This is a genomic window from Mesorhizobium sp. L-8-10 (assembly GCF_016756635.1).
In the GTDB taxonomy this organism is placed as follows: domain Bacteria; phylum Pseudomonadota; class Alphaproteobacteria; order Rhizobiales; family Rhizobiaceae.
Window position 1 is genome coordinate 6385570 of sequence record NZ_AP023263.1, and the last position, 25867, is coordinate 6411436.

The 25867-nt window shown below is 64.6% G+C and carries 17 protein-coding genes; 3 read left to right on the forward strand and 14 right to left on the reverse strand.

Annotated features, from left to right (window positions below):
* Positions 1-17 precede the first annotated feature (17 nt).
* The 13 genes from otsA to JN280_RS29960 form a co-directional block, all read right to left on the reverse strand.
* Entirely contained in the window at positions 18-1391 is a 1374-nt protein-coding gene (otsA, locus tag JN280_RS29900) for an alpha,alpha-trehalose-phosphate synthase (UDP-forming) (protein ID WP_202307666.1), read from the reverse strand.
* The gene (locus tag JN280_RS29905) at positions 1388-3184 is read right to left on the reverse strand and encodes a glycoside hydrolase family 15 protein (RefSeq protein ID WP_202307667.1); all 1797 of its coding nucleotides are present in this window, start codon (positions 3182-3184) and stop codon (positions 1388-1390) included. The genes otsA and JN280_RS29905 overlap by 4 nt, the downstream gene beginning before the upstream one ends.
* Positions 3181-4053 (reverse strand): trehalose-phosphatase, encoded by an 873-nt coding sequence (otsB, locus tag JN280_RS29910; RefSeq protein WP_244742255.1) that lies wholly within the window; start codon positions 4051-4053, stop codon positions 3181-3183. The genes JN280_RS29905 and otsB overlap by 4 nt, the downstream gene beginning before the upstream one ends.
* A 101-nt stretch (positions 4054-4154) precedes the next feature.
* Positions 4155-5789 (reverse strand): beta-galactosidase BglA, encoded by a 1635-nt coding sequence (gene bglA, locus JN280_RS29915; RefSeq protein ID WP_202307668.1) that lies wholly within the window; start codon positions 5787-5789, stop codon positions 4155-4157.
* Positions 5776-7830, reverse strand: coding sequence for a glycogen debranching protein GlgX (glgX, locus tag JN280_RS29920; RefSeq protein WP_202307669.1), 2055 nt, complete (start codon positions 7828-7830; stop codon positions 5776-5778). The genes bglA and glgX overlap by 14 nt, the downstream gene beginning before the upstream one ends.
* Before the next feature lies 1 nt (position 7831).
* A complete protein-coding gene (locus JN280_RS29925; RefSeq protein ID WP_202307671.1) occupies positions 7832-9460 on the reverse strand; it encodes an alpha-D-glucose phosphate-specific phosphoglucomutase in 1629 nt (542 codons plus the stop codon).
* Entirely contained in the window at positions 9457-10908 is a 1452-nt protein-coding gene (gene glgA / locus JN280_RS29930) for a glycogen synthase GlgA (protein ID WP_202307673.1), read from the reverse strand. The genes JN280_RS29925 and glgA overlap by 4 nt, the downstream gene beginning before the upstream one ends.
* Entirely contained in the window at positions 10905-12167 is a 1263-nt protein-coding gene (gene glgC / locus JN280_RS29935; RefSeq protein WP_202307675.1) for a glucose-1-phosphate adenylyltransferase, read from the reverse strand. The genes glgA and glgC overlap by 4 nt, the downstream gene beginning before the upstream one ends.
* Before the next feature lie 129 nt (positions 12168-12296).
* The gene (gene glgB, locus JN280_RS29940) at positions 12297-14495 is read right to left on the reverse strand and encodes a 1,4-alpha-glucan branching protein GlgB (protein ID WP_202307677.1); all 2199 of its coding nucleotides are present in this window, start codon (positions 14493-14495) and stop codon (positions 12297-12299) included.
* 46 nt (positions 14496-14541) lie between these two features.
* A complete protein-coding gene (locus JN280_RS29945) occupies positions 14542-17010 on the reverse strand; it encodes a glycogen/starch/alpha-glucan phosphorylase (RefSeq protein ID WP_202307679.1) in 2469 nt (822 codons plus the stop codon).
* A 154-nt stretch (positions 17011-17164) separates the two neighbouring features.
* A complete protein-coding gene (locus JN280_RS29950) occupies positions 17165-17941 on the reverse strand; it encodes an ATP-binding cassette domain-containing protein (RefSeq protein ID WP_202307681.1) in 777 nt (258 codons plus the stop codon).
* A complete protein-coding gene (locus JN280_RS29955) occupies positions 17941-19023 on the reverse strand; it encodes an ABC transporter permease (protein WP_202307683.1) in 1083 nt (360 codons plus the stop codon). Before JN280_RS29955 ends, JN280_RS29950 begins: the two co-directional genes overlap by 1 nt.
* A gap of 186 nt (positions 19024-19209) precedes the next feature.
* Positions 19210-20190, reverse strand: coding sequence for a sugar ABC transporter substrate-binding protein (locus JN280_RS29960; protein WP_202315114.1), 981 nt, complete (start codon positions 20188-20190; stop codon positions 19210-19212).
* A 258-nt stretch (positions 20191-20448) separates the two neighbouring features.
* Here JN280_RS29960 and JN280_RS29965 point away from each other — a divergent pair, with 258 nt between their 5' ends.
* Both JN280_RS29965 and JN280_RS29970 read left to right on the forward strand, forming a co-directional pair.
* Positions 20449-21672 (forward strand): ROK family protein, encoded by a 1224-nt coding sequence (locus JN280_RS29965; RefSeq protein WP_202307684.1) that lies wholly within the window; start codon positions 20449-20451, stop codon positions 21670-21672.
* 97 nt (positions 21673-21769) lie between these two features.
* The gene (locus JN280_RS29970) at positions 21770-22693 is read left to right on the forward strand and encodes a carbohydrate kinase family protein (protein ID WP_202307685.1); all 924 of its coding nucleotides are present in this window, start codon (positions 21770-21772) and stop codon (positions 22691-22693) included.
* Between the two features lie 68 nt (positions 22694-22761).
* Here JN280_RS29970 and JN280_RS29975 read toward each other — a convergent pair whose 3' ends face one another.
* A complete protein-coding gene (locus tag JN280_RS29975; protein WP_202307379.1) occupies positions 22762-23970 on the reverse strand; it encodes an ISAzo13 family transposase in 1209 nt (402 codons plus the stop codon).
* Positions 23971-24203: 233 nt separating this feature from the next.
* Here JN280_RS29975 and JN280_RS29980 point away from each other — a divergent pair, with 233 nt between their 5' ends.
* Positions 24204-25271, forward strand: a complete 1068-nt coding sequence (locus JN280_RS29980; protein WP_202315116.1) for a branched-chain amino acid ABC transporter substrate-binding protein — start codon at positions 24204-24206, stop codon at positions 25269-25271.
* The last annotated feature ends 596 nt before the right edge of the window (positions 25272-25867 follow it).

The following is a 25867-nucleotide window of genomic DNA, read 5'->3' on the forward strand; positions in this document are numbered from 1 at the left end:
CCTGACGAGAGGCTGGATCAGCCGCCGCGCAGCGCCGCCAGGAAATCGCTACACCATTTGGAAATATCGTTCTCGAGCAGGCGGGGCATCATCTGCTGCCAGCGCTCCCGCCGCGCTTCCACCGGCATGGAAAGCGCCTTGGCGATGGCGTTGGCGACGGCCTCGGTATCGTAGGGATTGACGAGGATCGCCCCATCGAGCTCGCGGGCGGCGCCGGAAAAGCGCGACAGCACGAGCACGCCGGGGTCCTCGGGATCCTGCGCGGCGACATATTCCTTGGCGACGAGGTTCATGCCGTCCCGAAGCGGCGTGACCAGGCCGACCGGCGCAACGCGGTAGATGCCTGCCAGCGTCGCCTGGCCGATAGACCGGTTCACATAGCGTATCGGCACCCATTCCAATGTCCCATGCTGGCCATTGACCCTGCCGGCGAGTTCGGCGACCTGCCGCTGCATGGCGGCGTATTGCGGGACTTCGGAGCGGGATTTGGGCGTGATCTGAAGCAAAGTCGCTCGCCCGAGATAGGCCGGATTGTCGGTGATGAACCGATCGAAGGCCTCGATCCTGTGGGTGAGGCCCTTGGAATAGTCGAGCCTGTCGACGCCGACGATCACCTCGCGCTCTCGGAAGCTCTCTTCCATGCGACGAAACGAAGCCTTCTGCGTCGCCTTGCTCGAAAGCTCGGCAAAACCCTTGGTGTCGATGCTGATCGGGTACACGCCGACCCGAAATCTATGTCCCGGGATATCGAACCAGCCCTCGCCGAGATTGCGGGCGATGCCCTCGCGCTCAAGGCAGCTCGCAAAATTGTCGGCGTCGAACCGGGTCTGGAAGCCGACCACGTCGTAGGCAGTCAGGCCTCGGAGCAGCGTCTCGTAAACCGGTACGGTGAAGAACACGTCGGGCGGAGGCCAGGGGATATGGAGGAAGAATCCCACACGATTGGTAACGCCCATGCGGCGCAATTCGGCGGCCATCGGGATCAGGTGATAGTCCTGCACCCAGATGAGGTCGTCGGGTTGCAAGAGTTGCGCGAGCTGCTGGGCAAAAAAGCGGTTCACGCGGAAATAGCCGGCCATGTCCTTGCGCGCATAGTCAGTCAGGTCGAGCCGATAGTGGCAGAGCGGCCACAAAACGCTGTTGGCAAAACCGGTGTAGTATTCGTCGATGTCGGTCTGGCTGAGATCGGTCAGCGCATAGGTGATGCGGCCCTCCTCGCGAAGGAAGGGCTTTCCGGGCTCGTGCTCGCCGCTCGACTTGCCCGACCACCCTGTCCATACGCCGCCGTGCTCGGCCAGCGCGGCGCGCATGGCGACTGCCAGGCCGCCCGCCTGGGCCGCGCCGGCAGCGGGCGTGGCGACCCTGTTCGATACGACGACAAGACGACTCAAAGCACTTCCTCCCAGCGACGCGACAGACGCATCGCGGCATTGATCAGGCCGACCATCGAATAGGTCTGCGGAAAATTCCCCCACAGCTCGCCGGTATCAACATGCAGCCCTTCGGAGAGCAGCCCGAGATGGTTCCGCCGCTCCAAGACATCGGCGAAAATGTCGCGTGCATCGTGATCCCTGCCGGCGCGCGCCAAGGCGTCGATCAGCCAGAAAGTGCAGGCGGTGAAAGCGGTCTCGGGTTCGCCGAAATCGTCAGGAGCCCGGTAGCGATAGAGATGGTTGCCGAAACGCAGATGCTTCTCGATCGCCTCAAGCGTCGCCACGAAGCGAGGGTCGTCGGCCTGAACGATCCCTATTTCCGGAAACAGAAGCAGGCTGGCGTCGAGATCGGCGCCGCCAAAGGTCGAGGTGAAATGCCCGAGTTTCTCGTTCCAGGCGCGATCGAGGAGCCCCTTGCGGATCGTTTCGGCATGGCCGCGCCAATAGGCCGCCCGTTCGGCGAGCCCGAGCTTGCCCGCGATCTTGGCGAGACGATCGCAGGCGGCCCAGCACATCAGGCTGGAATGGGTGTGCACGCCATTGCGCGTCCGGAACTCCCATATTCCTGCATCCGGCTGGTCCCAGCGGCGGACAGCCTGCTCGCCGAGCGGTTCGAGGCGACGGAACAAGGCCGCGCCTCCCATGTCAGGCAGGCGCTCGTCGAAGAAGCACTGCGCGGTTGCCAGGATCACCGAGCCATAGCCGTCGTTCTGAACCTGCGTGTAGGCGGCGTTGCCGCTCCTCACCGGACCGAGGTTGCGATAGCCGGCCAACGACCCGAGCACACGTTCGTCCACATGCCGCTCCAGACCGATGCCGAACAGGGGCTGGAGATAGCCGTCGGACGAACCGGCAACGACATTGACGACATAGGCCAGATAATCCTCCATCGTCTTGGTCGCGCCGAGCGCATTGAGCGCCTTCACGGTGAAGAACGCGTCGCGCAGCCAGCAGAAGCGATAATCCCAGGTACGGCCGCTTTCGCCATATTCGGGAATCGACGTCGTCAGCGCCGCCATGATGGCGCCCGATTCCTCGTTCGAGCAGAGTTTCAGCGTGATGGCGGACCTGATGACGACATCCTGCCAGTCGACAGGGAGCGACAGATAGCGGACCCATTCCACCCAGTATTCGCGCGTTTTCTCCAGCGAATGCTGTGCGGCCGCCGCGGGCGCTGTGGTAAGCGTCTCGTCGGGACCGAGAACGAAAGCATAGGGACGGTCGACCACGAACGGCGTCCGGCGCAGGATGAAGTCGACAGGGGCATCCGTGGTGAGGCGCAGGACCTGGCTGCCGAGCAGGAAGCGAACATGGCTCGAGCCGCGCGTGGTCTCCGGCACACGAGCGCCGTAGTCATGGAGCGGATCGACAGCCACGGTCACCCGTGGCGTGCCCGATATCGGCTCGATGATCCGTGTGACCGCAACGGGACGGAAGATGCGCCCGGCCCGCTTGAAACGTGGCGCGAAATCGCGGATCCGCAGCGTATTGCCGTCCTTGTCCGTGAGCGTCGTCTCGAGTATCGCGGTATTGCGAAGATAGGCCTGCTGCGAAGAGACGCAGTCATCGATCGTGATCGACCACGCGCCTCCTGCCGCCTCGTCGCCCTCGCCCTTCAGCAGCCGGCAGAAGATCGGGTCGCCGTCCATGCGGGGTGTGCACATCCAGATAAGTCGGGCATCACGATCGATCAGGGCCGCGACCGCGGCATTGCCGATCACGCCCAGGTCCAGCGACGATGGCTGCGTCATTCCCGATCCCCTTCCCGACTCTGCGCCGCGATCCAGGCCCGCAATGCGGCTGGGCTCGCAACATGCCCGCGCGCGGCGGTCGGAAATCCGGCCCCCGCTACACGGACGGAGAGACCGCCCGCATCGTTGGCCGCCCGGAACATCGCCTCGTCCGTCACGTCGTCGCCGATGGCGAGCGGCAAACGCCCGATGAAGGGCGCGTGTTCCATGAAAGCCTTGAGGGCGCCCCCTTTGTCGCGACCCGCCGGCCTCAGTTCGAGCACGCACTTGCCTGGCTGAAGCTCCCAACCAGGAACGGATCGCTGGATTTCGGTCATGAGCGCGTTTACGGCCGCCTCGCTGGCCGGCGACAGCCGGTAGTGCAGCGCGACGGCGATGCCCTTGTCTTCCACCAGAACGCCCGGCCAGTTGCGCGCCGCTTCCGCGATGCGGGTCTTCGCCTCCTCGAAACGTCGAACACCGAGGGCAAAAGCCGGCTCGACGGAACCGGGCGTGCGGATCTCGGCACCGTGCAGACCGGCAACGAAAAACCCGTGCCCGGGGAACAGCGTCTCAACGAAATCGACCGGTCGACCGGTGACCAGGGCCAGCGCGCCGCCGACACGGGCAGCCAGCCCGGCGAGGTCGGCATCGAGGCCGTTCGGCACGACGACGGCGTCGGGCGTCTGCGCAAGGTCAAGCAGCGTGCCGTCTATATCGAGGAACACGCACAGCCCGGCGAGCCGGCTTGGCAGACCCGAGGCAACGCTATGCCCGGATCCCGCCGTCTGGCGGCCGGCCGGCACGGATTGTCGATTCTCCATGACCCGAAACCTAAGCATTCCCGCCGCAAGGACAACCCCGGCGGCGGCAATGCCTGCCATCTTCATCGCGTGTTCCGACGCAGGCTTGCATGGCTAGCCCACTGCTTCGCCTGCATACGCAGTAGTTTCGCCGCCGCTTCCCGCAGGAACCGACGGAGAATTTTCCGTCAGTCCACTCGGCCGAAAAACACACCCAGGCCGGGCAATTGCACTTCACCCGACGACAATACGGCTTCCTGTCCCGGGAAATCGAGCGACGACACCGTACCAACCACGGGCGGGATGGAAAAGCCCGCCGGATCTTCAGAGAAGTTGAACACGCAAAGCAGCGCCTCGTTGCCGGACTTCCGCAGGAAGGCCAGCACGTCCTGACTGTCGCTTTCGAGGAATTCGATCGTACCGTTGCGCAAGGCCGGATGCTGGCCGCGGAAGGCGAGCACGTCCCGGTAGTGATCCAGGACGGAGCCGGGAAGCGTCCGCTGGATATCGACCGCTTGCGCTGCATGGGCGGCAGGCACCGGCAGCCAGGGCTTGCCGGTGGTGAAGCCCGCATTCGCGGCCGAATGCTCCCACGCCATCGGCGTGCGGCAGCCGTCCCTGCCCTTGAATGCAGGCCAGAAGCGGATTCCGTAGGGATCCCTCAGATCCTCGAAGGCAATATCGGCTTCCTCGAATCCGAGCTCCTCGCCCTGATAGAGGCAGATCGAACCGCGCAGCGCCGAAAGCAGGCCGATCGAGAATTTCGCTATCGCCTGCTTGCTGCCGCCCGGCCGCACCCAGCGGGACACATGGCGCACGACGTCGTGATTGGAGAAGGCCCAGCAAATCCACCCGCCCGCAACGGCTGTCTCGAAGGCTTCGACGCTGTGCCTGACATGGCCGGCCGAGAATTCGGGACTGAGAAGGTCGAAAGTGTAGCACATGTGGAGCTTGTCGCCGCCCTCGGTATAGGCGGCGACCGTGCGCAGCGACCGGTCGCCGTCGCCGACCTCGCCCACTGCCGCGCGTCCGCCATAGGCATCGAGCAGGGCGCGGAACCGCTTCAGGAAACCGATATTCTCCGGCTGCGTCTTGTCGTGGAGATGCTCCTGATAGCCGTAGGGATTGGTGTCGGGAACGTCGGAAATCTTGCCGGCCGGCACCGGCGGATTGTCCGCCAGCGAACGGTCATGGAAATGGAAATTCACCGCATCGACGCGAAAACCGTCGACCCCACGCTCCAGCCAGAAGCGCACCGTCTCAAGCAGCGCGTCCTGGACCTCGCCGTTGTGGAAATTCAGGTCGGGCTGGGATGCCAGGAAATTGTGCAGGTAATACTGCTTGCGCATCCCGTCCCATTCCCAGGCAGAGCCGCCGAAGACAGACAGCCAGTTGTTGGGCGGCGTGCCGTCCGGCTTCGGGTCTGCCCAGACGTACCAGTCGGCCCGGGCGTTCTTGCGGTCCGCGCGGCTTTCCCTGAACCAGGGATGCCGATCCGACGTGTGTGACAGGACCTGATCGATGAACACTTTCAGGCCGAGGCGGTGAGCCTCCGCAACCAGCCGGTCGAAATCCTCCAGCGTGCCGAACATCGGATCGACGTCACGGTAGTCCGAGACGTCGTAGCCCATGTCCGCCATCGGCGACTTGAAGAAGGGCGACAGCCAGATCGCGTCGACATCGAGCGAAGCGATGTACGGAAGCCGGGCTGTGACGCCGGGGAGGTCACCGATACCGTCGCCGGTCGTATCCTGGAACGAACGGGGATAGACTTGGTAGATCACGCAGCCGCGCCACCAATCGGCGCCGTCAATTCCGGTCATCGAGCTTGTTTCCCGTCGGGCCGGGCTCAGCCTCGGCGAAAGCCTGTTTCATGAAAACCACCGCGCGGCCGGGGACAAGCCATCGGCCGTTTTCCAGGGGACGGATTTCCGTCTCGCAAGACGACAGGAGCAGTTGCCAGCCGGCGGGTCCAGGCAGGCCGAAAACGGCGGTCCGGCGGTCGCCGTTGAAAATGACTGCCAGTCGTGCAGCGTCTCCCGCCGCCGGGTCCGCGAGCAGCATCGTCAGCCGGTGCCTGTCAGGATCGTTCCATCCGGTCTCGGTCAGCGGTCGGCCGGCTTCGTCGAGCCATTCGACATCCGGCCATGCGGCGTCATCGCTTGCCTCCCCCTTCAGGAAGGAGGTTGCGAACAAGGCTGAATTCGTTCTGCGAAGGCTGGCGAGCAGCGAAACGAAGGTCTCGAGAGCCTTGTCCCGACCCTGCCAGTCGAGCCAGGTGACGGCGTTGTCCTGCGCATAGGCGTTGTTGTTGCCACCCTGGCTTCGGCCGAACTCGTCGCCCGCCGTGAGCATGATGGAGCCGCGCGAAGCGAACAGCGTGGCCAGCAACGCTCTTACGTCCTGGCGCCGGCCGGCCACGATCTTCCGGTCGTCCGAGTTCCCCTCGACACCGTTGTTCCAGGAGAAGTTCTCGTTGTGACCGTCGCGATTATCCTCGCCATTGGCCTCGTTGTGCTTGTCTGCGTAGGAAACGAGATCGGCGAGCGTCATGCCGTCGTGAGCCGCCAGGAAGTTGAGCGTACGCGTCGCCTCCGCCCCGCCGAAGATGTCGGACGAGCCGGCGAGCCTGGTAGCGAGCGGCCCGACCATGCCGCGGTCGCCGCGCCAGAAACGCCTGACGTCGTCGCGATAGCGATCGTTCCATTCGAGGAATGGCTCTCGGAAGCCGCCCAGCCGGTATCCATGATCGCCGACATCCCACGGCTCTGCGATCAGCGCCCTGCCCCTCAGAACCGGATCGCTGCGGACAGCCTCCAGCAAAGGCGCATCGGCGGAAAAGCCGGCGTCGTTGCGGCCAAGCACCGGCGCGAGATCGAAACGGAAGCCGTCGACGCCCGTTCGCAGGACAAAATGTCGGAGCGCATCGAGGATCAGCCTTATGACGACAGGGTGATCAGTGCGGATCGTGTTGCCGCAGCCGGTGTCGTTGACCAGCCGGCCAGGATCGCCCGGCACGTGTCGGTAGTAAGTCGGATTGTCGAGCCCCCGCAAGGAGAGCGTCGGGCCGAGCGTGTCGCTTTCCCCGGTGTGATTGAAGACGAGATCGAGGATCGTGCCGATGCCGGCTTTGCGCAGGGCCGCCACCGTCTCGCGCAGTTCGGCGGGCCCGCCCGGCGCCAGGCGCGGATCGAGGGCCATGAAGGACACGGGATTGTAGCCCCAGGCGTTCGACAGGCCGAGCGGCGGCAGGTGACGCTCGTCGATCCAGGCCGTCACCGGCATCAGTTCGACCGCATCGACGTCCAGTCGGATGAGATGCTCCAGGACCGCCGGGTGAGCCAGCGCACCGATGGTGCCGCGCAGGGCCTCCGGCACTTGAGGATGCCGCATGGTGAATGCGCGGACAGGCACTTCGTAGATCAGTCCACCCGACTGGAACAGCGGCGCGGACGGAGCCTCGGGCGGCGGCAAGGCGACAGCGACCGCCTTCGGCATCAGAGGCGCGGTGTCGCCTCCCTCGCCGCGCCGCGCCGCCAGCCTCGCATCATAACGATACGGCCGGTCGATCGCGAGCGCATAGGGGTCCATCAGCAACTTGGCAGGGTCGAACCAGAGGCCGCGAGCGGGATCGTATTCCCCATCCGCGCGCAATCCATAGCGCGCGCCTGCAGCGAGGCCGGGGACAAACGCGGCAAAACTCCCGTCCTCGCCGCGCTCCAGTTCGATCCGCCCGGTCTCCCGGTCGTCGGCCCCGAACAGCGAGCCCCAGACGCGCTCGGCCGTAAGCGAACTGACGGAGAAACGAATGCCGTTCTCCGTCACGATCGCGCCGTGCCTTGTCCCGCCCGCCTGCTCCGTCATCTCAGGTGATGACGCTCGGCTTCTGCCGGCCGGTATGGGCGCGGATCCCGGCGATCTCGTCGGCGGCGGCGATCAGATCCTTCAGCGCCTCCCGGGTCTCGATGCCATGGCGGGAACTGTCGGGTTCGTAGCGTTCGATATAGACGCGCAGCGTCGCGCCCGACGTGCCGGTGCCGGACAGGCGGAAGACGACCCGCGACCCGCCCTCGAACAGCACGCGAATGCCCTGGTTGCGGCTGACCGACTTGTCCACCGGATCGTGATAGGCGAAGTCGTCGGCGGTGGCGATCTTCATGCCCGACACGACCGATCCCGGCAGGCTTTCGAGCTTGCCTCTCAATGCTTCCATCAAACGGTTGGCGTCCTCGGTCTCGACCTCCTCATAGTCGTGACGGGAGTAGTAGTTGCGGCCGAATTCGGCCCAGTGCTTCGTCACGATGTCCTTCACGCTCTCGCCGCGCGCGGCCAGGATGTTGAGCCACAGCAGGACCGCCCAGACTCCGTCCTTCTCGCGGACATGGTCGGAGCCGGTTCCCGCACTCTCCTCGCCGCAGATCGTCGCCATGCCGGCGTCGAGAAGATTGCCGAAGAACTTCCAGCCGGTCGGGGTCTCGTACATGCCGATGCCGAGCTTCTCGGCCACGCGGTCGGCGGCGCCGCTGGTCGGCATCGAGCGGGCAATTCCCTTCAGACCTGCCTTGCAGCCCGGCGCCAGATGGGCATTGGCGGCAAGCAAGGCGAGCGAATCCGAAGGCGTGACGAAGATGCCCTTGCCGATGATCAGGTTACGGTCGCCGTCGCCGTCCGATGCCGCGCCGAAATCGGGCGCGTCCGGAGCCATCATCTCGTCATAGAGATGCTTGGCATGAACAAGGTTCGGGTCGGGATGGTGTCCGCCGAAATCGGGCAGCGGCACGAAGTTCCGGGTCGTGCCTTCAGGCGCGCCGAGGCGATTCTCGACGATTTCCTTGGCGTAAGGGCCGGTCACGGCATGCATCGCGTCGAAGGCCACCCGGAAGCCCGACCGGAACAGCTTGCGGATCGCCTCGAAATCAAAAAGCGTCTCCATGAGTTCAGCATAGTCGGCAACCGGATCGATCACCTGGACGGCGAGATCGCCCACCCTGCTCTCGCCGATCCGGTCGATGTCGATGACACCGACATCGGCGATCCTGAAGCGGTCGATCGTCTTGGTGCGCGCGAAGATCGCATCGGTGATCTTCTCCGGCGCCGGCCCGCCATTGCCGATATTGTATTTGATGCCGAAATCCTCGTGCGGGCCGCCCGGATTGTGGCTGGCCGACAGGATCAGGCCGCCGAAGGCCTTGAATTTGCGGATAATGTTCGAAGCTGCCGGCGTCGACAATATGCCGCCCTGGCCGACGATGATACGGCCGAAGCCATTGGCCGCCGCCATCGCGATGACCTTCTGGATCACCTCGCGGTTGTAGTACCGGCCGTCGCCGCCCACGACCAGGGTCTTGCCCTGGAAACCCTCCAGCGAATCGAACACCGACTGGATGAAGTTCTCGGCGTAGTGCTCCTGCTGGAACACCGGCACCTTCTTGCGCAACCCCGACGTGCCCGGCTTCTGGTCGGCATAGGGGGTTGTGGCGACTTCCTTGATCATACGCTCTTCTGCCTCTTCGCAATCAACGACCTGTACAGTGCGCCGTATCTCGCAGCACTTTTCGCCCACGAGACATCGGCCTTCATCCCCTGCCTCTGCATCGACGTCCAGCCGGCCGGCTCGGCATAGGCGGCCAGCGTCCTGCGGATAGCATGAACGAAGGCATCGCCACTGGCCGGTGCAAACTGGAAGCCGGTCGCCACCCCGGCGGAGACAGCCGCCTCGTTGGCGTCGATCACCGTGTCGGCCAGCCCGCCGGTGCGCGCCACCACGGGCACGCAGCCGTAACGCAGGCCGTAGAGCTGGGTAAGGCCGCAGGGCTCGAAACGCGACGGGATCAGGATCGCGTCCGAGCCGCCCTGCATCAGATGCGAGAGCGCCTCGTCATATGCGACGATCACCCCGACCTTGCCCCGGTGCCGGGCGGCGGCGGCAAGCAGCGCGCCTTCCAGCGCCTGATCTCCGGCCCCCAATATTGCGAGCCGGGCGCCGGCGCCCACGACGGCGTCGACAGCCGAGACCAGCACGTCCACACCCTTCTGCCAGGTAAGACGGCTCACCACGCAAAGGATCGGGCCGTTGCCGGCATCCAGCTTGAAACGCTCCTCGACGACGCGCTTGTTGGCCCTGCGGGCCTTCAGAGTACGGGCGGAATAGTTGGCGGCGAGATGCGGATCGGTCTCGGGATCCCAGACCGCGACATCGATGCCGTTGACGATGCCGTGGAGGTCCGCGCTGCGCAGATTGACGAGCCCGTCGAGACCCATGCCGAATTCCGGCGTCCTGATCTCCTGCGCGTAGGTCGGGCTGACGGTGGTAATGGCCGATGCGGCCTGAAGGCCTGCCTTGAGAAAACCGACGCCGCCATAATATTCGACGCCGCCGAGCGCCATCGCTTCCGCCGGCAGTCCGAGTTCCGGGAAGATCGATGCGGGGAACTGACCCTGAAAGGCGAGATTGTGAACCGTCATCACGCCGGGCACGGATGAACGGCCGCCATAGCGCATATAGGCAAGCGCCATTGCCGCCTGCCAATCATGGGCATGGACGAGATCGGGAGCGTAGCCCGCTATTGCCCCGCCGGCGATATCGCTCGCCACCTTGCCGAAGGCCGCGAAACGCCGCCAGTTGTCCGGCCAGTCCTCGCCGGTCGGGCTGCCATAGGGCCCGCCGGCACGGTTGAAGAGATGCGGCGCATCGAGCACCAGGAGATCGAGCCCGGCGAGTTCCACCTTCAGCACCGCCGCCTTGCCGCCGAAGAGGTCGCCGTAGCTGTGCAGAACCTGCTTCTTCTTCAGCTTGCCGGTCACCGAAGAATAGCCCGGCAGGAGCGTGCGGGTTTCGAAGCCCTGGCCGGCGAGCGCGAGCGGCAACGCGCCCGCGACGTCGGCAAGGCCACCCGTCTTGACCAGCGGGAAGACCTCGGAAGCGACGGCGAGAACCTTCATGCGGTCTCCAGCCGGTCGATCATGGGCTGGGTGATGAGGCAGACCCCCTTCTCGCTGCGATTGAAGCGTTTGGCGTCGAGGACCGGATCCTCGCCGACCACCAACCCCTCGGGTATGTGCACGCCACGGTCGATGACGACCTTTTGCAACCGCGCGTTGCGGCCGACGAAGCAATCGGGCAGAACCACAGCCTCGTCGAGCGACGAGAAGGAATTGACCCGCGCGCCCGTGAAGATGAGGCTTCGACGAAGCGCCGCGCCGGAGATGATGCAGTCGCCCGCAACCAGCGACGACACGGCCGAGCCGCGGCGGCCTTCCTCGTCATGGACGAACTTCGCCGGCGGCTTGATCTCGGCATAGGTCCAGATCGGCCAGTCGCGGTCGTAGATGTCGAGATCCGGCGTCACGTCGGTCAGGTCGATATTCGCCTCCCAATAGGCATCGACCGTCCCGACATCGCGCCAATAGGCTGCGTTCTCGAAGTTCGAGCGCACGCAGGATCTATGAAAACGGTGCGCGATCGCCTTACCGTTTTCGACGATGTAAGGGATGATGTCCTTGCCGAAGTCGCGGCTGGACTCCGCATCATCTGCGTCGCGGCGCAACTGGTCCATCAGGAAGGCCGTGCGGAAGACGTAGATGCCCATCGAAGCCAGCGCGAAGTTCGGCTTGCCGGGGATGCCCGGAGGATCGGCCGGTTTCTCTATGAACGAGATGATCCGATCCTTTTCATCGACATGCATGACGCCGAATCCCGTGGCCTCCATGCGCGGAACCTCCAGGCAGCCGACGGTCACGTCGGCGCCCGCATCCACGTGCTCGCGCAGCATCAGCTCGTAATCCATCTTGTAGATGTGGTCGCCGGCCAGAATCACCATGTATTCGGGACCATAGGCTTCGATGATGTCGATGTTCTGAAAAACCGCATCCGCCGTGCCTTCGTACCACTGGGTCTCCGAGACGCGCTGGCTGGCCGGCAATATGTCGAAGCTCTCGTTGCGCTCCGGCCGGAAGAAGTTCCAGCCACGCTGGAGATGGCGGATCAGCGAATGCGCCTTGTACTGGGTCGCGACCCCGATGCGGCGTATGCCCGAATTGAGCGCGTTCGACAAAGCGAAGTCGATGATACGCGTCTTGCCGCCGAAATAAACGGCAGGCTTGGCGCGCGACGCGGTCAGTTCCTTGAGCCGGCTGCCCCTGCCTCCGGCAAGCACATAGGCCATTGCATCGCGTGCGAGCGGCTGGCTCCTCTTTTCCATATCATCCTCCCATGTCCAATCCCGAGCCGGTCCAAAAGGGGTTTGCGTGGCTTCGCTCAGGCCTCGCCTGCCTGGCTTCTCATGTCGCAGGTCCTTGTCGGAATCCCGGGACGCTTTTGCGAAACCTGCTCATGGCACCCACTCCAGCATGATGGTCGAGAGCGGCGGCAACACCATCTGCGCCGACGCCCCTCCCGCGACCGGCCACGCCTGGACGAAGCCGCCATTGCCCATGCCGCTTCCGCCATAGTCCCGGGCGTCCGTGTTGACGATCTCGCGCCAGCGCCCGGCCTTCGGAAAAGGGACGCGATAATCGCCGCGCGGCACAGGTGTGAAATTCGCGACCACCACCAGCGGTTCCTCATCAGGCGCATTGCGCTGCCAGGCGAACACCGAATTGTCGGCATCGTCGACGACCAGCCAGGAAAACCCTTCGGGCTCACAGTCTCGCGCATGGAGCGCCGGTTTCGAACGGTAGAGAAGATTGAGGTCACGGACGAGCTGCCGCATGCCGCGATGCGGCGCGTGGTCGAGAAGGTGCCAGTCGAGCGCGCGCCCCTCGTTCCATTCGTCGCGCTGTGCGAATTCCTGTCCCATGAACAGCAGCTTCTTGCCGGGATAGCCCCACATGAAGGCGTAGAGCGCGCGCAGGTTGGCGAATTTCTGCCAGTCGTCTCCGGCCATCTTGCCGAGCAGCGTGCCTTTCCCGTGCACGACCTCGTCATGGGAGAGCGGCAGCACGAAATTCTCGCTGAAGGCATAGAGCAGCCCGAAGGTGACGGCGTCGTGGTGATGCTTGCGGTGGATGGGCTCGCGCGAGAAATAGGCGAGCGTGTCGTGCATGAAGCCCATGTTCCATTTGAAACCGAAGCCCAGGCCGCCCTCATGCACGGGCTGCGAGACCTTGGGCCAGGAGGTCGATTCCTCGGCGATCGTCACGACGCCGGGGTGGGCACCGTAGACGGATTTGTTCATCTCCTGGAGGAAACGCACGGCTTCGAGGTTCTCGCGGCCGCCGCGCTCATTTGGGATCCATTCTCCTTCCTTGCGCGAATAGTCAAGATAGAGCATCGAGGCGACCGCATCGACCCGCAGCCCGTCGAGATGGTATTTCTCGGCCCAGTAGAGCGCATTGTTGACCAGGAAGGCGCTGACTTCCTTCCGCCCGAAATTGTAGATCGCGGTGTTCCAGTCGGGATGGAAGCCCTTGCGCGGATCGGCATGCTCGTAGAGCGCCGTCCCGTCGAACTTCGCCAGCCCGTGCTCGTCGACCGGGAAATGCGCGGGTACCCAGTCGAGGATGACACCAATGCCGGCACGGTGAGCCCCCTCGACGAAACGGGCGAAGCCTTCCGGCTCGCCGAAACGGGCGGTCGGCGCGTAGAGCCCCGTCGTCTGATAGCCCCAGGACGGATCGTAGGGATGCTCGGTGATCGGCAGGAACTCGATATGGGTAAAGCCGGTGTCGACCACATAGGGGATCAGCCGCTCGGCGAGTTCATCCCAGGAAAGGAAGCCACCCTCGGCATTGCGCTGCCAGGACCCGGCATGGACCTCGTAGATCGAGATCGGCTGCCGGCGCGGATCCGCCCCCCTCCAGAAATCACGATGCGCCTGATCACCCCATTCATGCGCGGACGGCGCGGTGGTGACGGAAGCGGTCGCCGGGCGCAGTTCCGACCGGAAGGCGAAGGGGTCGGCCTTAAGCGGCAACCGCTTGCCCTGCGCGCCGATGATCTCGAATTTGTAGGGCCTGCCCGGCCCGATGTCTGGCACGAACACTTCCCAGACGCCGATGTCGCTGCGCAGCCGCATCGCGTGGCGTCGGCCGTCCCAGTCGTTGAAATCGCCGACGACGGAGACACGCCGGGCATTGGGCGCCCAGACCGCGAAATGTACGCCCGACGCGCCCTCATGCGAAATCAGATGCGCGCCGAGCTTGTCGAACAGCCTGAGGTGCGAACCTTCCGCGATGAAGTAGTCGTCCATCGGTCCCAGCACCGGGCCGAAGGAATAGGCATCGGTCAGCCACCAGTCGCCGCCGGCCTTGCGCGCGTGGTAGCGCAAAGGCTGGCGCCTGCGGATCGAAAGCCGGCCCTCGAAAAAGCCGGCGTCGTGGCGGCGGCGCAACTCCCCGGCCGGCTTGCCCGCAAGGGTGAAAGCGGTGACGAACTCGGCATGCGGGATGAAGCACCGCCCGACGAGGCCCTTGCCGGCCTGATGCACCCCGAGGACGGAAAAGGGATCGCGGTGCTTTCCCGAAACAATCGCCTCGACATCGGTGGAAGCCGCCATCCCGCTTTCGCCCTTTGCCGATGTCGACTTCATGCGGTCGGCGCCCCTCCGCCATCATGCGATTGTCGAGACAGGATTGTCATGCCGGCACGTTCCAGATTTCGCGCGCATATTGGCGAATGGTCCGATCGGACGAGAACCAGCCCATGCGAGCCACGTTGCGGACAGCCTTGGCATACCAGCCGGGGCTGTCGCGCCAGAGCTCGTCGACCCGGCGCTGCGCCTCCGCATAGGCGTCGAAATCGGCGGCGACCATGAACCAGTCGTGATCGTAGAGGCCGTCCATCAGCGCGCGATAGCGAGTGGGATCATCAGGCGAGAACACGCCCGACGAGATCGCCGCGGCGGCTTGCGACAGTTCCGGCGATGCCTCGATGACGGCGCGCGGATTGTAGCCGTTGCTTCGCCGCTGGGCGACTTCTTCCGCGGTCAGACCGAAGATGACGATGTTGTCGTCACCGACATGTTCCTTCATCTCGACATTGGCGCCGTCGAGGGTTCCGATGGTGATGGCGCCATTCAGCGCAAATTTCATGTTGCCCGTGCCCGACGCCTCCATGCCGGCCGTCGAGATCTGTTCCGAAAGATCGGCCGCCGGCATCATGATTTCGGCAAGGCTGACATTGTAATTGGGCATGAACACCACCTTCAGGAGGCCACGCACCGCCGGATCCCTGTTGATCACCCTCGCCACGTCGTTGGCGAGCTTTATGATCAGCTTGGCGTTGTGATAGCTCGGCGCCGCCTTGCCGCCGAAGAACTTGACCCGCGGAATCCAGTCCCGCTCGGGATGCGATCGCATCTGGTCATAGAGCGCCACGGCCTCGATGATGTTCAGGAGCTGGCGCTTGTATTCGTGGATGCGCTTGATCTGGATGTCGAACAGGGCCGACGGATCGAGCCTGATGCCAAGCCGCTCGGCAACCACCGCCGCCAGCCGCTCCTTTCGCTGGCGCTTTACGGCAGCGAATTTTTCACGAAACGCCGCATCCTCGGCAAACGGGTCGAGGTCCCTCAAGAGCGAGACGTCGTCGAGGAAAGCGTCGCCGATCGCCTCCTTCGCCAAAGCCGTCAAACCTGCATTGGACTGGAACAGCCAGCGGCGCGGGGTAATGCCGTTGGTCTTGTTGTTGATGCGCTCCGGATAGAGCTTGTGGAAGTCGGCGAAGACGGTCTCCTTCATCAGCTCCGTGTGCAGCGCCGACACACCGTTGATCGAATGAGACCCGGCAAAGGCCAGGTTACCCATGCGCACGCGGCGCTCGCCATCCTCATGGATGAGCGATATCCGGCTGATCTGGGCGCCATCGAAACCTTCGGCGGCCCGCGCCTCGTGCAGGATCTGCGCGTTGATGGCGTAGACGAGTTGCATATGGCGCGGCAGGAGACGCTCGAAAAGCGGTACCGGCCAGCTTTCCAGCGCTTCCGGCAGAAGCGTGTGGTTGGTGTAGGCGAAGGTCCGCTTGGTGAGATCCCAGGCCGTGTCGAAATCGATCTCGTGCACGTCCATGAGAAGCCGCATCAGTTCGGCGACGGCAACGGCCGGATGGGTGTCGTTGAGGTGGATCGCGGCCTTGTCGGGCAGGGAAGCGAGGTTGCCGAACTGGCTGAGATGACGCTGCACGATGTCCTGCAGCGACGCGGTGGTGAAGAAGTACTCCTGCCGCAGCCTGAGCTCCTGCCCCGCGGGCGTGGCGTCGGCGGGGTAGAGCACCCGCGAGAGCGCATCGGCCTTGTTGCTTTCGCGCAGAGCGCCGATATGGTCGCCGGCGTTGAAAGCTTCCAGCAGGATGGGGTCGACCGGCATGCCGGACCACAGCCGCAGCGTGTTGACGCGATTGCCGCGCCAGCCGACGACGGGCGTGTCGTAGGCGACGGCGAGCACCCGCTCCTGCGGCTTCCAGACATGGTGCTCCAGCCGGCCGTCCTTGCTGGTGACGGATTCCACATGGCCGCCGAAGCCGACCTCGAAGGAGCGCTCGCGGCGCTCGAACTCCCAGGGATTGCCGTGATCGAGCCAGGTCTCGGGCAGTTCGACCTGCCAGCCGTCGGAAATCTCCTGGCGGAACATGCCGTTCTTGTAGCGGATGCCGTAGCCGTGAGCCGGTACGTCGACGGTCGCCATGCTTTCCATGAAACAGGCGGCCAGGCGCCCGAGGCCACCATTGCCGAGCGCGGCGTCCGGCTCGAGCGCGGCGATTACGTCGAGATCGACGCCGAGCGACGCGAGCGCTTCGCGCACCGGCTCGAGCAGGCCGATATTCGAGAAGGAATCGCGCATCAGCCGGCCGATCAGGAACTCGAGCGAAAGGTAGTAGACGCGCTTGGCCTCCTGGTCATAGGCCTTCTTGGTCGCGTCGATCCAGCGCTCGACGATGCGGTCGCGCACCACCTTTATGGACGCGGTGAGCCAGTCATAAGGCGTGGCGACCGTCGCGTCCTTGCCGATGCGATAGGTCAGGCACTTCAAGATCTCGGTTGCGAGCGTCTTTGGATCGGAATCGTTCAAGATCGGCCTCGGGAGTTCGAACGTCTTGGTCCCGGTCATCACAGTCTTCCGTACAAACCGGCGCGCCGCGATTGGCTGCCTTCAGTTGATCGCTTCCTCCCGATCTGTCGAAGCTAGCCGTATTTCAGGCGATTTTGCACGCGGAATCTGAAGACCGCGTCATATCGACACCAACGGCTGTGCGATCGGCTGGTCAAGCCGCGAGCGCCTGATGTGGTGCCTCCTTCGCCCCTGTCATGAAGGCGACTGCGTCGGACATCGTATATTCCTTCGGATCGATGACGCACAGGCGACGGCCGAGCCGATGGATGTGGATGCGGTCGGCGACCTCGAAGACGTGCGGCATGTTGTGCGAGATCAGCACGATCGGCAGGCCGCGCTTCTTCACGTCGAGGATCAGCTCCAGCACCCGCCGCGATTCCTTGACGCCAAGCGCCGCGGTCGGCTCGTCCATGATCACCACCTTGGAGCCGAAAGCCGCAGCGCGAGCCACCGCCACCCCCTGGCGCTGGCCGCCTGACAAGGTCTCCACCGCCTGGCCGATGTTCTGGATGGTCATCAGGCCGAGTTCCGACAGCTTTTCGCGGGCACGCTTCTCCATGGCCGGACGATCAAGCATCCGGAACCAGCGCCCGAACAGGCCTGGTTTGCGCAGTTCCCGTCCCAGAAACATATTGTCTGCTATGGAGAGCGCCGGCGACAGGGCAAGGTTCTGGTAGACGGTCTCGATGCCGGCATCACGCGCCTCCAGGGGAGACCTGAAGTGTACCGGCTTGCCTTCGAGCGTGATCTCCCCCTCGTCGGGCAGGACGGCGCCTGAGATCGCCTTGATCAGCGTGGACTTGCCGGCACCGTTGTCGCCGATCACGGCCAGAACCTCGCCGGGATAGAGGTCGAAATCGGAACTGTTGAGAGCGGTGACGCGTCCGTAGCGCTTGACCAGGCCACGTGCGGTGAGAATCGGTTCCATCAGGCGGCCACCTTTCTGATCCACTGGTCGATGGCGACGGCGGCGATGATCAGCGCGCCGATCAAGAGATAGGTCCATTGCGGGTCGGTGCCGATCAGCCTCAGCCCGAGCGAGAAGACGCCGACGATGAGGGCGCCGAACAGCATGCCCAGTATCGAGCCGCGTCCGCCGAAGAGCGATATGCCGCCGATCACCACGGCAGTGATCGATTCGATGTTGGCGAACTGGCCAGCGGTCGGAGAAACCGAGCCGATGCGGCCGATCAGGGCCCAGCCGGCAAGCGCGCAGATCAGGCCGGAGATCGCGTAGACGGTCACCAGGATGCGCTTGACCTGTACGCCGGAGAGCTTCGCCGCCTCGGGGTCGTCGCCAATGGCATAGACGTGCCGGCCCCATGCGGTGTGATTCAATATGTACCACAAGAGCCCTATGAGCAGCACCATGGCAACGACGCCATAGGTGAAGACGGCGTTTCCGACCCTGAAATTCTGGCCGAAGAACTGAAGGATTGGCGCCTGCGCCTCGATGTCCTGCGAGCGGATCGTCTCGTTCGCGGAGTAGAGGAAATTGGCGGCGAGAACGATCTGCCAGGTGCCCAGCGTCACGATGAAGGGCGGCAGCTTCATGTGGGCGACGAGCACGCCGTTGACCCATCCGCAGGCCGCGCCAACGGCCAGTCCGCACAGGACCGAAAGCGCCGGCGGAAGCCCGTAGCGGAAGGTGAACTGGCCCATGACAACGGATGAAAGCACCATGATCGCGCCGACCGACAGGTCGATACCCGCCGTCAGCACGACAAGGGTCTGCGCAGCCCCGACGATACCGACGATCGCCACCTGCTGCAGGATCAACGTCATCGAGAAGGCGGAGAAGAACTTTCCGCCGACCAGGACGCCGAACACCAGCAGCGACAGCACGAGCACGATGAGCGGTACGGCCGCCGGGCTCGAATGGAGAAAATGCTGCGCCTGCTCCAAGGCGGAGCGCTTGTGGGTGTCGAAACTCGCAACCGCCGTGTCGCTGCCCGAGAGAACCTTCTCGAACTCCTGCGGCTGACGGCCATGCGCCGTAGCGTCGCTCATGTCTTTTCCTCCTGGAGCGCCGTGCGTACATCTGCACACGCAAAAGACGTCACAGCACCGTGCATCCGCGCATCGGGCTTCCCGAAGTTCGATCCCGATATTTCGGGCCGATGCGGCAGGGGCGTCGCCCCATGATGGAGGCGGTCATGAGACCGCCTCCGGCGTTGTCGCCGTCAGCCGATCAGATCAGCCCCAGCACTTGTCCATGCCGGTCTTGACGTCGATCGACTCCACTCCGGCGGCCGGCTTGTCGGTGACCAGCGCCACACCGGTATCGAAGAAGTCCTTGCCCTCGGTCGGCTTCGGCTTCTCTCCCGTCTCGGCAAACTTCTTGATCGCCTCGACGCCGAGCGCGGCCATGAGAAGCGGATATTGCTGCGAGGTCGCACCGATCACGCCTGCCTCGACATTCTTCACGCCCGGGCAGCCGCCGTCGACGGAAACGATGAGCACGTTCTTCTCCATGCCCACGGCCTTGAGCGCCTCATAGGCGCCGGCCGCCGCGGGCTCGTTGATCGTGTGCACGACATTGATGCCGGAATCCTTCTGCAGAAGGTTCTCCATGGCCTTGCGGCCACCTTCCTCGTTACCGTTGGTGACGTCATGGCCGACGATGCGCGGATCGTCCTCGTCGCCGATCTTGTTGACGTCCTTGGTGTCGATGCCGAAGCCCGTCATGAAGCCCTGATCGCGCAGGACATCGACAGTTGGCTGCGACGGAGCAAGGTCGAGGAAGGCGACCTTTGCGTCCTTGGCCGCATCGCCGAGGGTAGCGGCTGCCCATTGCCCGATCAGCTTGCCGGCCATGAAATTGTCGGTGGCGAATGTCGCGTCGGCCGCGTCAGCCGGCTCGAGCGGCGTGTCGAGGGCGATGACCAGGATGCCGGCGTCTCGCGCCTTCTGCACGGCGGGTACGATGCCCTTGGTGTCGGAAGCAGTAATCAATATGCCCTTCGCGCCGTCGGCGATGCAGGTCTCGATGGCTGCGACCTGACTCTCGCTGTCGCCATCGATCTTGCCTGCATAGCTCTTGAGGTTGACGCCAAGCTCGGAGGCCTTGGCGGTCGCGCCCTCCTTCATCTTGACGAAAAACGGATTGGTGTCGGTCTTGGTGATCAGGCAGGCGCCGACATCGGCGGCCGAAGCCTGGGACGCGATCGCCAGCATCGCGGCGGTCGCCGCGCCAAACACGGAAAATTTCAGAGTGAGCTTCGCCACGATAGTCCTCCCGGTGAGCTTGAAACGATGGCGGCATCAGCGCCGCCGGATCCGAAGCGCCTCCTGAACGCGCCGGTGTCCTGCCCATTCAGAAAATACCAATCGGAAGGCCGAGTCAATAAATAAATCACTATGATTTAATATTGACATGGATTGCATCCCGCCGCATTCTTTGGTCGAAAGCCCTCGGGGCTTGGGAGGAATGCCATGGAAGCGGAGATTTCGAGAAGCGGTGCCGAGCCGCCCGAGAGCCGGTTCCAGCGCGGCACGAACCAGAGCGGCATGCGCGACTTCAACGAGAGGCTCGTGCTGTCGCTGGTGCGGCGCAGCGGCAGCCTCGCCAAGACCGACATCGCCCGCATGACCGGACTTTCGGCGCAGACGGTTTCCGTCATCATGCGCGAGTTGGAGGAAGAAGGCCTTCTGCTGCGCGGCCAGCCGATCCGCGGCAAGATCGGCCAGCCCTCCGTTCCGATGTCGCTCAACCCGGACGGCGCCTATTTCCTCGGTCTCAAGATCGGACGCCGAAGCGCCGAATTGGTGCTCATCGATTTCGTCGGTGCAGTGCGGGCGATGCTGCAGTTCTCCTATCGGTATCCGACTCCGCGCGAGACCGTCGATTTCGTGACCCGAGGCATGGAGCAGATCCGCTCGACGCTGACCGGCCGGCAGGACAAGCGCATATCGGGCATGGGCATCGCCATGCCGTTCGAGCTGTGGAACTGGGCCGAGACGGCCGGAGCGCCGAGCAGCGTCATGGACGAGTGGCGCCATCGCGACATCCGCGCTGAAATCCAGGCGAAATGCCCTTTCCCGGTCTATCTGCAGAATGACGCAAGCTCGGCATGCGGGGCCGAGCTGGTGTTCGGCCGCGGCACGATCCCTCGCGACTTCATCTATTTCTATTTAGGCGCCTTTGCCGGCGGAGGCGTCGTGCTGAACGGCAGCCTTCACGTCGGCCCGAGCGGAAATGCGGGAGCCCTGGGCTCGATGCCGGTTCCCGGCCCGGAAGGCCGGCCCACGCAGCTGATCGACATCGCTTCGATCGCGATCCTCGAAAAGGCGCTCAACGCTAGGGGTATCGAGGCCTCTCATCTTTGGACATCGCCCCAGGACTGGGGTGACGTCGGCCCCGATCTCGATGAATGGATCGCGGCGGCCGGAACCGCTCTCGCCTATGCGATCGTTGCCGCCTCGTCGGTCCTGGATTTCGAGGCAGCCGTCATCGACGGCTGGATGCCGGAAGCCGTCCGTAGCCGGCTGGTCGCATCCGTGCGGGAGGCGCTCGCGAAGATCGACGTTGAAGGCCTGCACCTGCCAGAAGTCCGGGAGGGAACGGTCGGCCGCCACGCCCGAGCGCTCGGCGCTGCGAGCCTGCCGCTGTCCGATCGTTTCCTGATCGGCACAGGCGCGCCGATGAAGAGCGCATGAGCGTCAGGGCCGAACACACCGGCGACCATCCGGCTCTCAGTTGCGCGGGAGACCGCGAACCCCTATTCGAGCATCATCGTCCACGGAGAGCCGATCCATGATCGTTTGCTGCGGCGAGGCGCTGATCGACATGCTGCCGCGCGAGAGCACGACGGGCGAGCCCGCTTTCGCACCCTATGCCGGCGGCGCGGTCTTCAATTCCGCCATCGCGCTCGGTCGCCTCGGCGTGCCGACCGAGTTCTTCTCTGGTCTCTCCTCCGACCTGTTCGGGCAGCAGATCCGGGAAGTCCTCGCCTCGAGCAATGTCGGCTCGATCTATGCCGTCGTGTCGGAGCGGCCGACAACGCTCGCTTTCGTGCGCCTCGTCGACAGCCACGCCACCTACACCTTCTATGACGAGAACACGGCCGGCCGCATGCTGTCGGAGGAGGCTCTCCCCGCGCTCGACGGCGCCGTGGATGCCATGCTCTTCGGTGCCATCAGCCTCATTCCCGAACCCTGCGGCTCGGCCTATGAGGCGCTGATGAAGCGCGAGCATGCAAGGCGCGTCACCATGCTCGACCCCAATATCCGTCCCGGCTTCATTCCCGACAAGCAGAAGCATCTGGCGCGCATGCGCCGCATGATGGCGATGGCCGATATCGTCAAACTCTCGGACGACGATCTTGCCTGGTTCGGCGAGACCGGCTCGCATGCCGAGATCGCGACGCGCTGGCTGGAAGCCGGCCCGAAGCTGGTGATCATCACCAGCGGGGCCAAGGGTGCCGAAGGCTTCACGCACCGGCACAGGGTTTCTGTCGCCGCGCCCCGGGTTGCAGTCGTGGATACGGTCGGCGCGGGCGACACCTTCAACGCGGGCGTGCTCGCCTCGCTTCACGACCAGGGGCTGCTGACCAAGCCCTCGCTCGCCGCCCTCTCCGAAGCTGCCGTCCACGCCGCATTGTCGCTCGGCGCGACGGCGGCGGCGGTGACGGTCTCGCGCGCCGGCGCCAATCCGCCCTGGCGGCGCGAACTGGCTTGATCCCTGCCCGGCCTGGCCGATTGCCAAGACGGTCCTCGATGGCCTAAGGACAGCTGCAACGATAACCGCTACGCTATGGCCGACCGCCGCGGTTTGATTGTGTAATTCCATTCTGGATGGAATTGGTCGCCGGTGATATCGAGGGTCGCCATCTCGGCAGCCGAGACCTTCACGCCCTTCTCATAGGTGGTGGCGTCGAGCGCGCACTCGACCTTGAGCCCGGTCTTGGTCGTGGTCGCGCCGATCAACTCGACCACGGCGAGGCGATCCGTCAACGGACGGCCGCGCCAATTCTGCGTGATGTGGCAGAACAGTCGGTGCTCGATCTTGTTCCACTTCGACGTGCCCGGCGGATAGTGATGGACGTGGACGACAAGCCCGGTCTCGTCGGCGAGCTTCTGCAGTTCCACCTTCCACAGCCGCACGCGCGCCCCGTTGGAGCCGCCGCAGTCGGCGGTGATCGTCAGCGCGCCGGCCGAGGGATAGCGCTGGCGGCCCATGCGCTCGAGCCACGTGCGGATCGAGTGGACCGCGAACTCGGCGGTGTCGGCGGTGATGCCGACGCTGACCCAGCCCTCGTTGGCGGCCACGTCGTAGACGCCGTAGGGGACGACCTTGCCAAGCGTCGTGTCGACGAAGTCGTGCACCTTGACGCGCTGCGGGTCGCCCTTCGGGCGATAGTCGCTGCCGCCATTCTTGAAGGCGCCGACGAGCTCTTTCTTCTTTGTATCGACGGAGATGACGGGCTCACCGGCCGCCTGCGCGGCGACCACCTTGGCGTTGATGTGCGCGAACTGGGCATCGCGGTCGGGATGGTGCGCGCCTTCATCCGTCTTGCGGTTAAGCTGGCGCGAGAAGCCGAGCTTGACAAGCAGCTTGCGCACGCTGTTGGGGCTGATCGCATGGCCCATGTCGCCAAGCGCGCGCGCCAGCTTGTCCAGGCTCTTCGACACCCACAACAGAGGCCGCTCCGGATCACCCAAGGTCGCCGGCTCAACGAGGCGCTCAAGGTCGGCAAGCAGCGTCGGATCGCGCGCCGTCAACGGCCGCGGGCCGCCGCCTTCTCGGCGCACCCGACCGCGCGGCGGCGCCGCGTCGAGGTCTTTCAGCCCGCGCCCGATCGTCGAGCGGGCCAGCCCTGTGATCTCCGAGACCGCCGCCAGCCCACCCCGGCCCGCAGCGCGCGCCTCGCTGGCGGCGAACACGCGCCGGCCGCGCTCGTCGCGCTTCGAGCCGTCCGCCTCCCACCGCTGCTGGATCCCGCGCCGGTCGATCATGTCGCTACCGCTAGCGCGCCTCGCTCCGGCAGGGAATCCCTGCCGGGTGAGTCACACCGCCGCAGGTCGAGACAACCGACCGATTCAATTATCGTTGCAGCTGTCCTAAGGGGCCCAGCCAAGGGTCCTGGACCTCCGGCCGGCCGGAGATTCTCCACGGTTCCGAGCTTTGTTCGAGGAGAACTGACGTGAACAAGAGAAAGCTGCTCGCTGGCGTCGCCTTCGCCGCTTCAATGGTCTTCGCCGCTTCGGCCGCAAGGGCCGACATCGTGATCGGCCTCGAGGCGCCCCTTACCGGGCCGGTTGCGGCCTACGGGGAGCAGGTCAAGAACGGCGCCGAGGCCGCTGTCGACGCGATCAACAAGAACGGCGGCATTCTTGGCGAGAAGATCGTCCTGCAGCTCGCCGACGATGCAGGTGATCCAAAGCAGGGTGTTTCGGCCGCCAACAAGCTGGTCGGCGAGGACGTGCGCTACGTGGTCGGGCCGGTGACCTCCGGCGTCGCCATTCCCGCTTCGGACGTGTTTGCCGAGAACGGCGTGCTGATGGTGACGCCGACCGCGACCGCGCCTGATCTGACCGCCCGCGGCCTGACCAATGTCCTGCGCACCTGCGGGCGCGACGACCAGCAGGCCGATGTCGCTGCCGCCTATGTGCTGAAGAACCTGAAGGACAAGCGCATCGCGGTCATCCACGACAAGGGCACCTACGGCAAGGGCCTCGCCGATGCTTTCAAGAAGGCAATCAACGACGGCGGCGTCAACGAAGTGCTCTATTTGTCGCTCACCCCGGGCGAAAAGGACCTGTCCGCGCTTACGACTCGTCTCAAATCCGAGAATATCGACCTGATCTATTTCGGTGGCTATCATCCGGAGGGCGGACTGCTTGCCCGCCAGCTCAAGGACATCTCCGTCAATGCCACGATCGTCGGCGGGGAAGGGCTCTCCAACACCGAATACTGGGCGATCGGCAACGACGCCGCGGCCGGCACATTGTTCACCAATGCCACCGACGCGCTCAAGAACCCGGATTCGGCAGAGGCGGTGAAGGTGCTGAAGGAGAAGGGCATTCCGCCGGAGGCCTTCACGCTCAACGCCTATGCCGCGGTCGAGGTGATCAAGGCCGGCATCGAGAAGGCAGGCAGTGCCGACGATCCGGCGGCGGTCGCAGCCGCGATCAAGTCGGGCGAGCCGATCACCACCGCGATCGGCAAGCTGACCTATGGCGAAAGCGGCGATCTCAGCTCGCCGAGCTTCTCGATGTTCAAGTGGGAAGACGGCAAGATCGTCGGCGTGGAATAGTCCAGCCCTACAGTGGAATAAACATAATGGCCGGAGGGAGACCTCCGGCCATCGTGTTTTCACTATCTACTCGCGCCTCCAAACCCCTCATCCGACCGCGCTTCGCGCGGCCACCTTCTCCCACAAGGGGAGAAGGGAAGTCTCGCGCCAGCGTATCGGCCAATCGTCATCGTTCGACGATTTGCAGAGTCGCCGAAGCCAGGCTCCGACCTTCTCCCCTCACATGGGGGCCATGGAGGTCAAGGGGTTGATTTGGCGACGCATTGCTTGGCACGGAGCAGCCCCGGCGTCGTTCCGCCTTCGGTTGGCTGGAGCGCCGCGCGCAGATCGGCGCAGGACCGGCTGCAAGCCGCCGCGGAGCGGCTTGGTCTTGCGCTGGTCGAGCACGGCGCCACACTGCGGCGTGGAGGCCGTATCGCTGGCCCGGACCACCTTTGCCTCGGGCGGCTGAGGGGACCTGGTGTGGGCGCGCCCTCAGAACCTCACATACGGCCGCCCGGGCATTGCGCCATGCGCCGCGTTCGGGCGGTACCAAGATCTTGCATGCGCGAGGCACGGGGTTCGGCAGACGAAGCTCCCATCTTGTGAGCGGCATG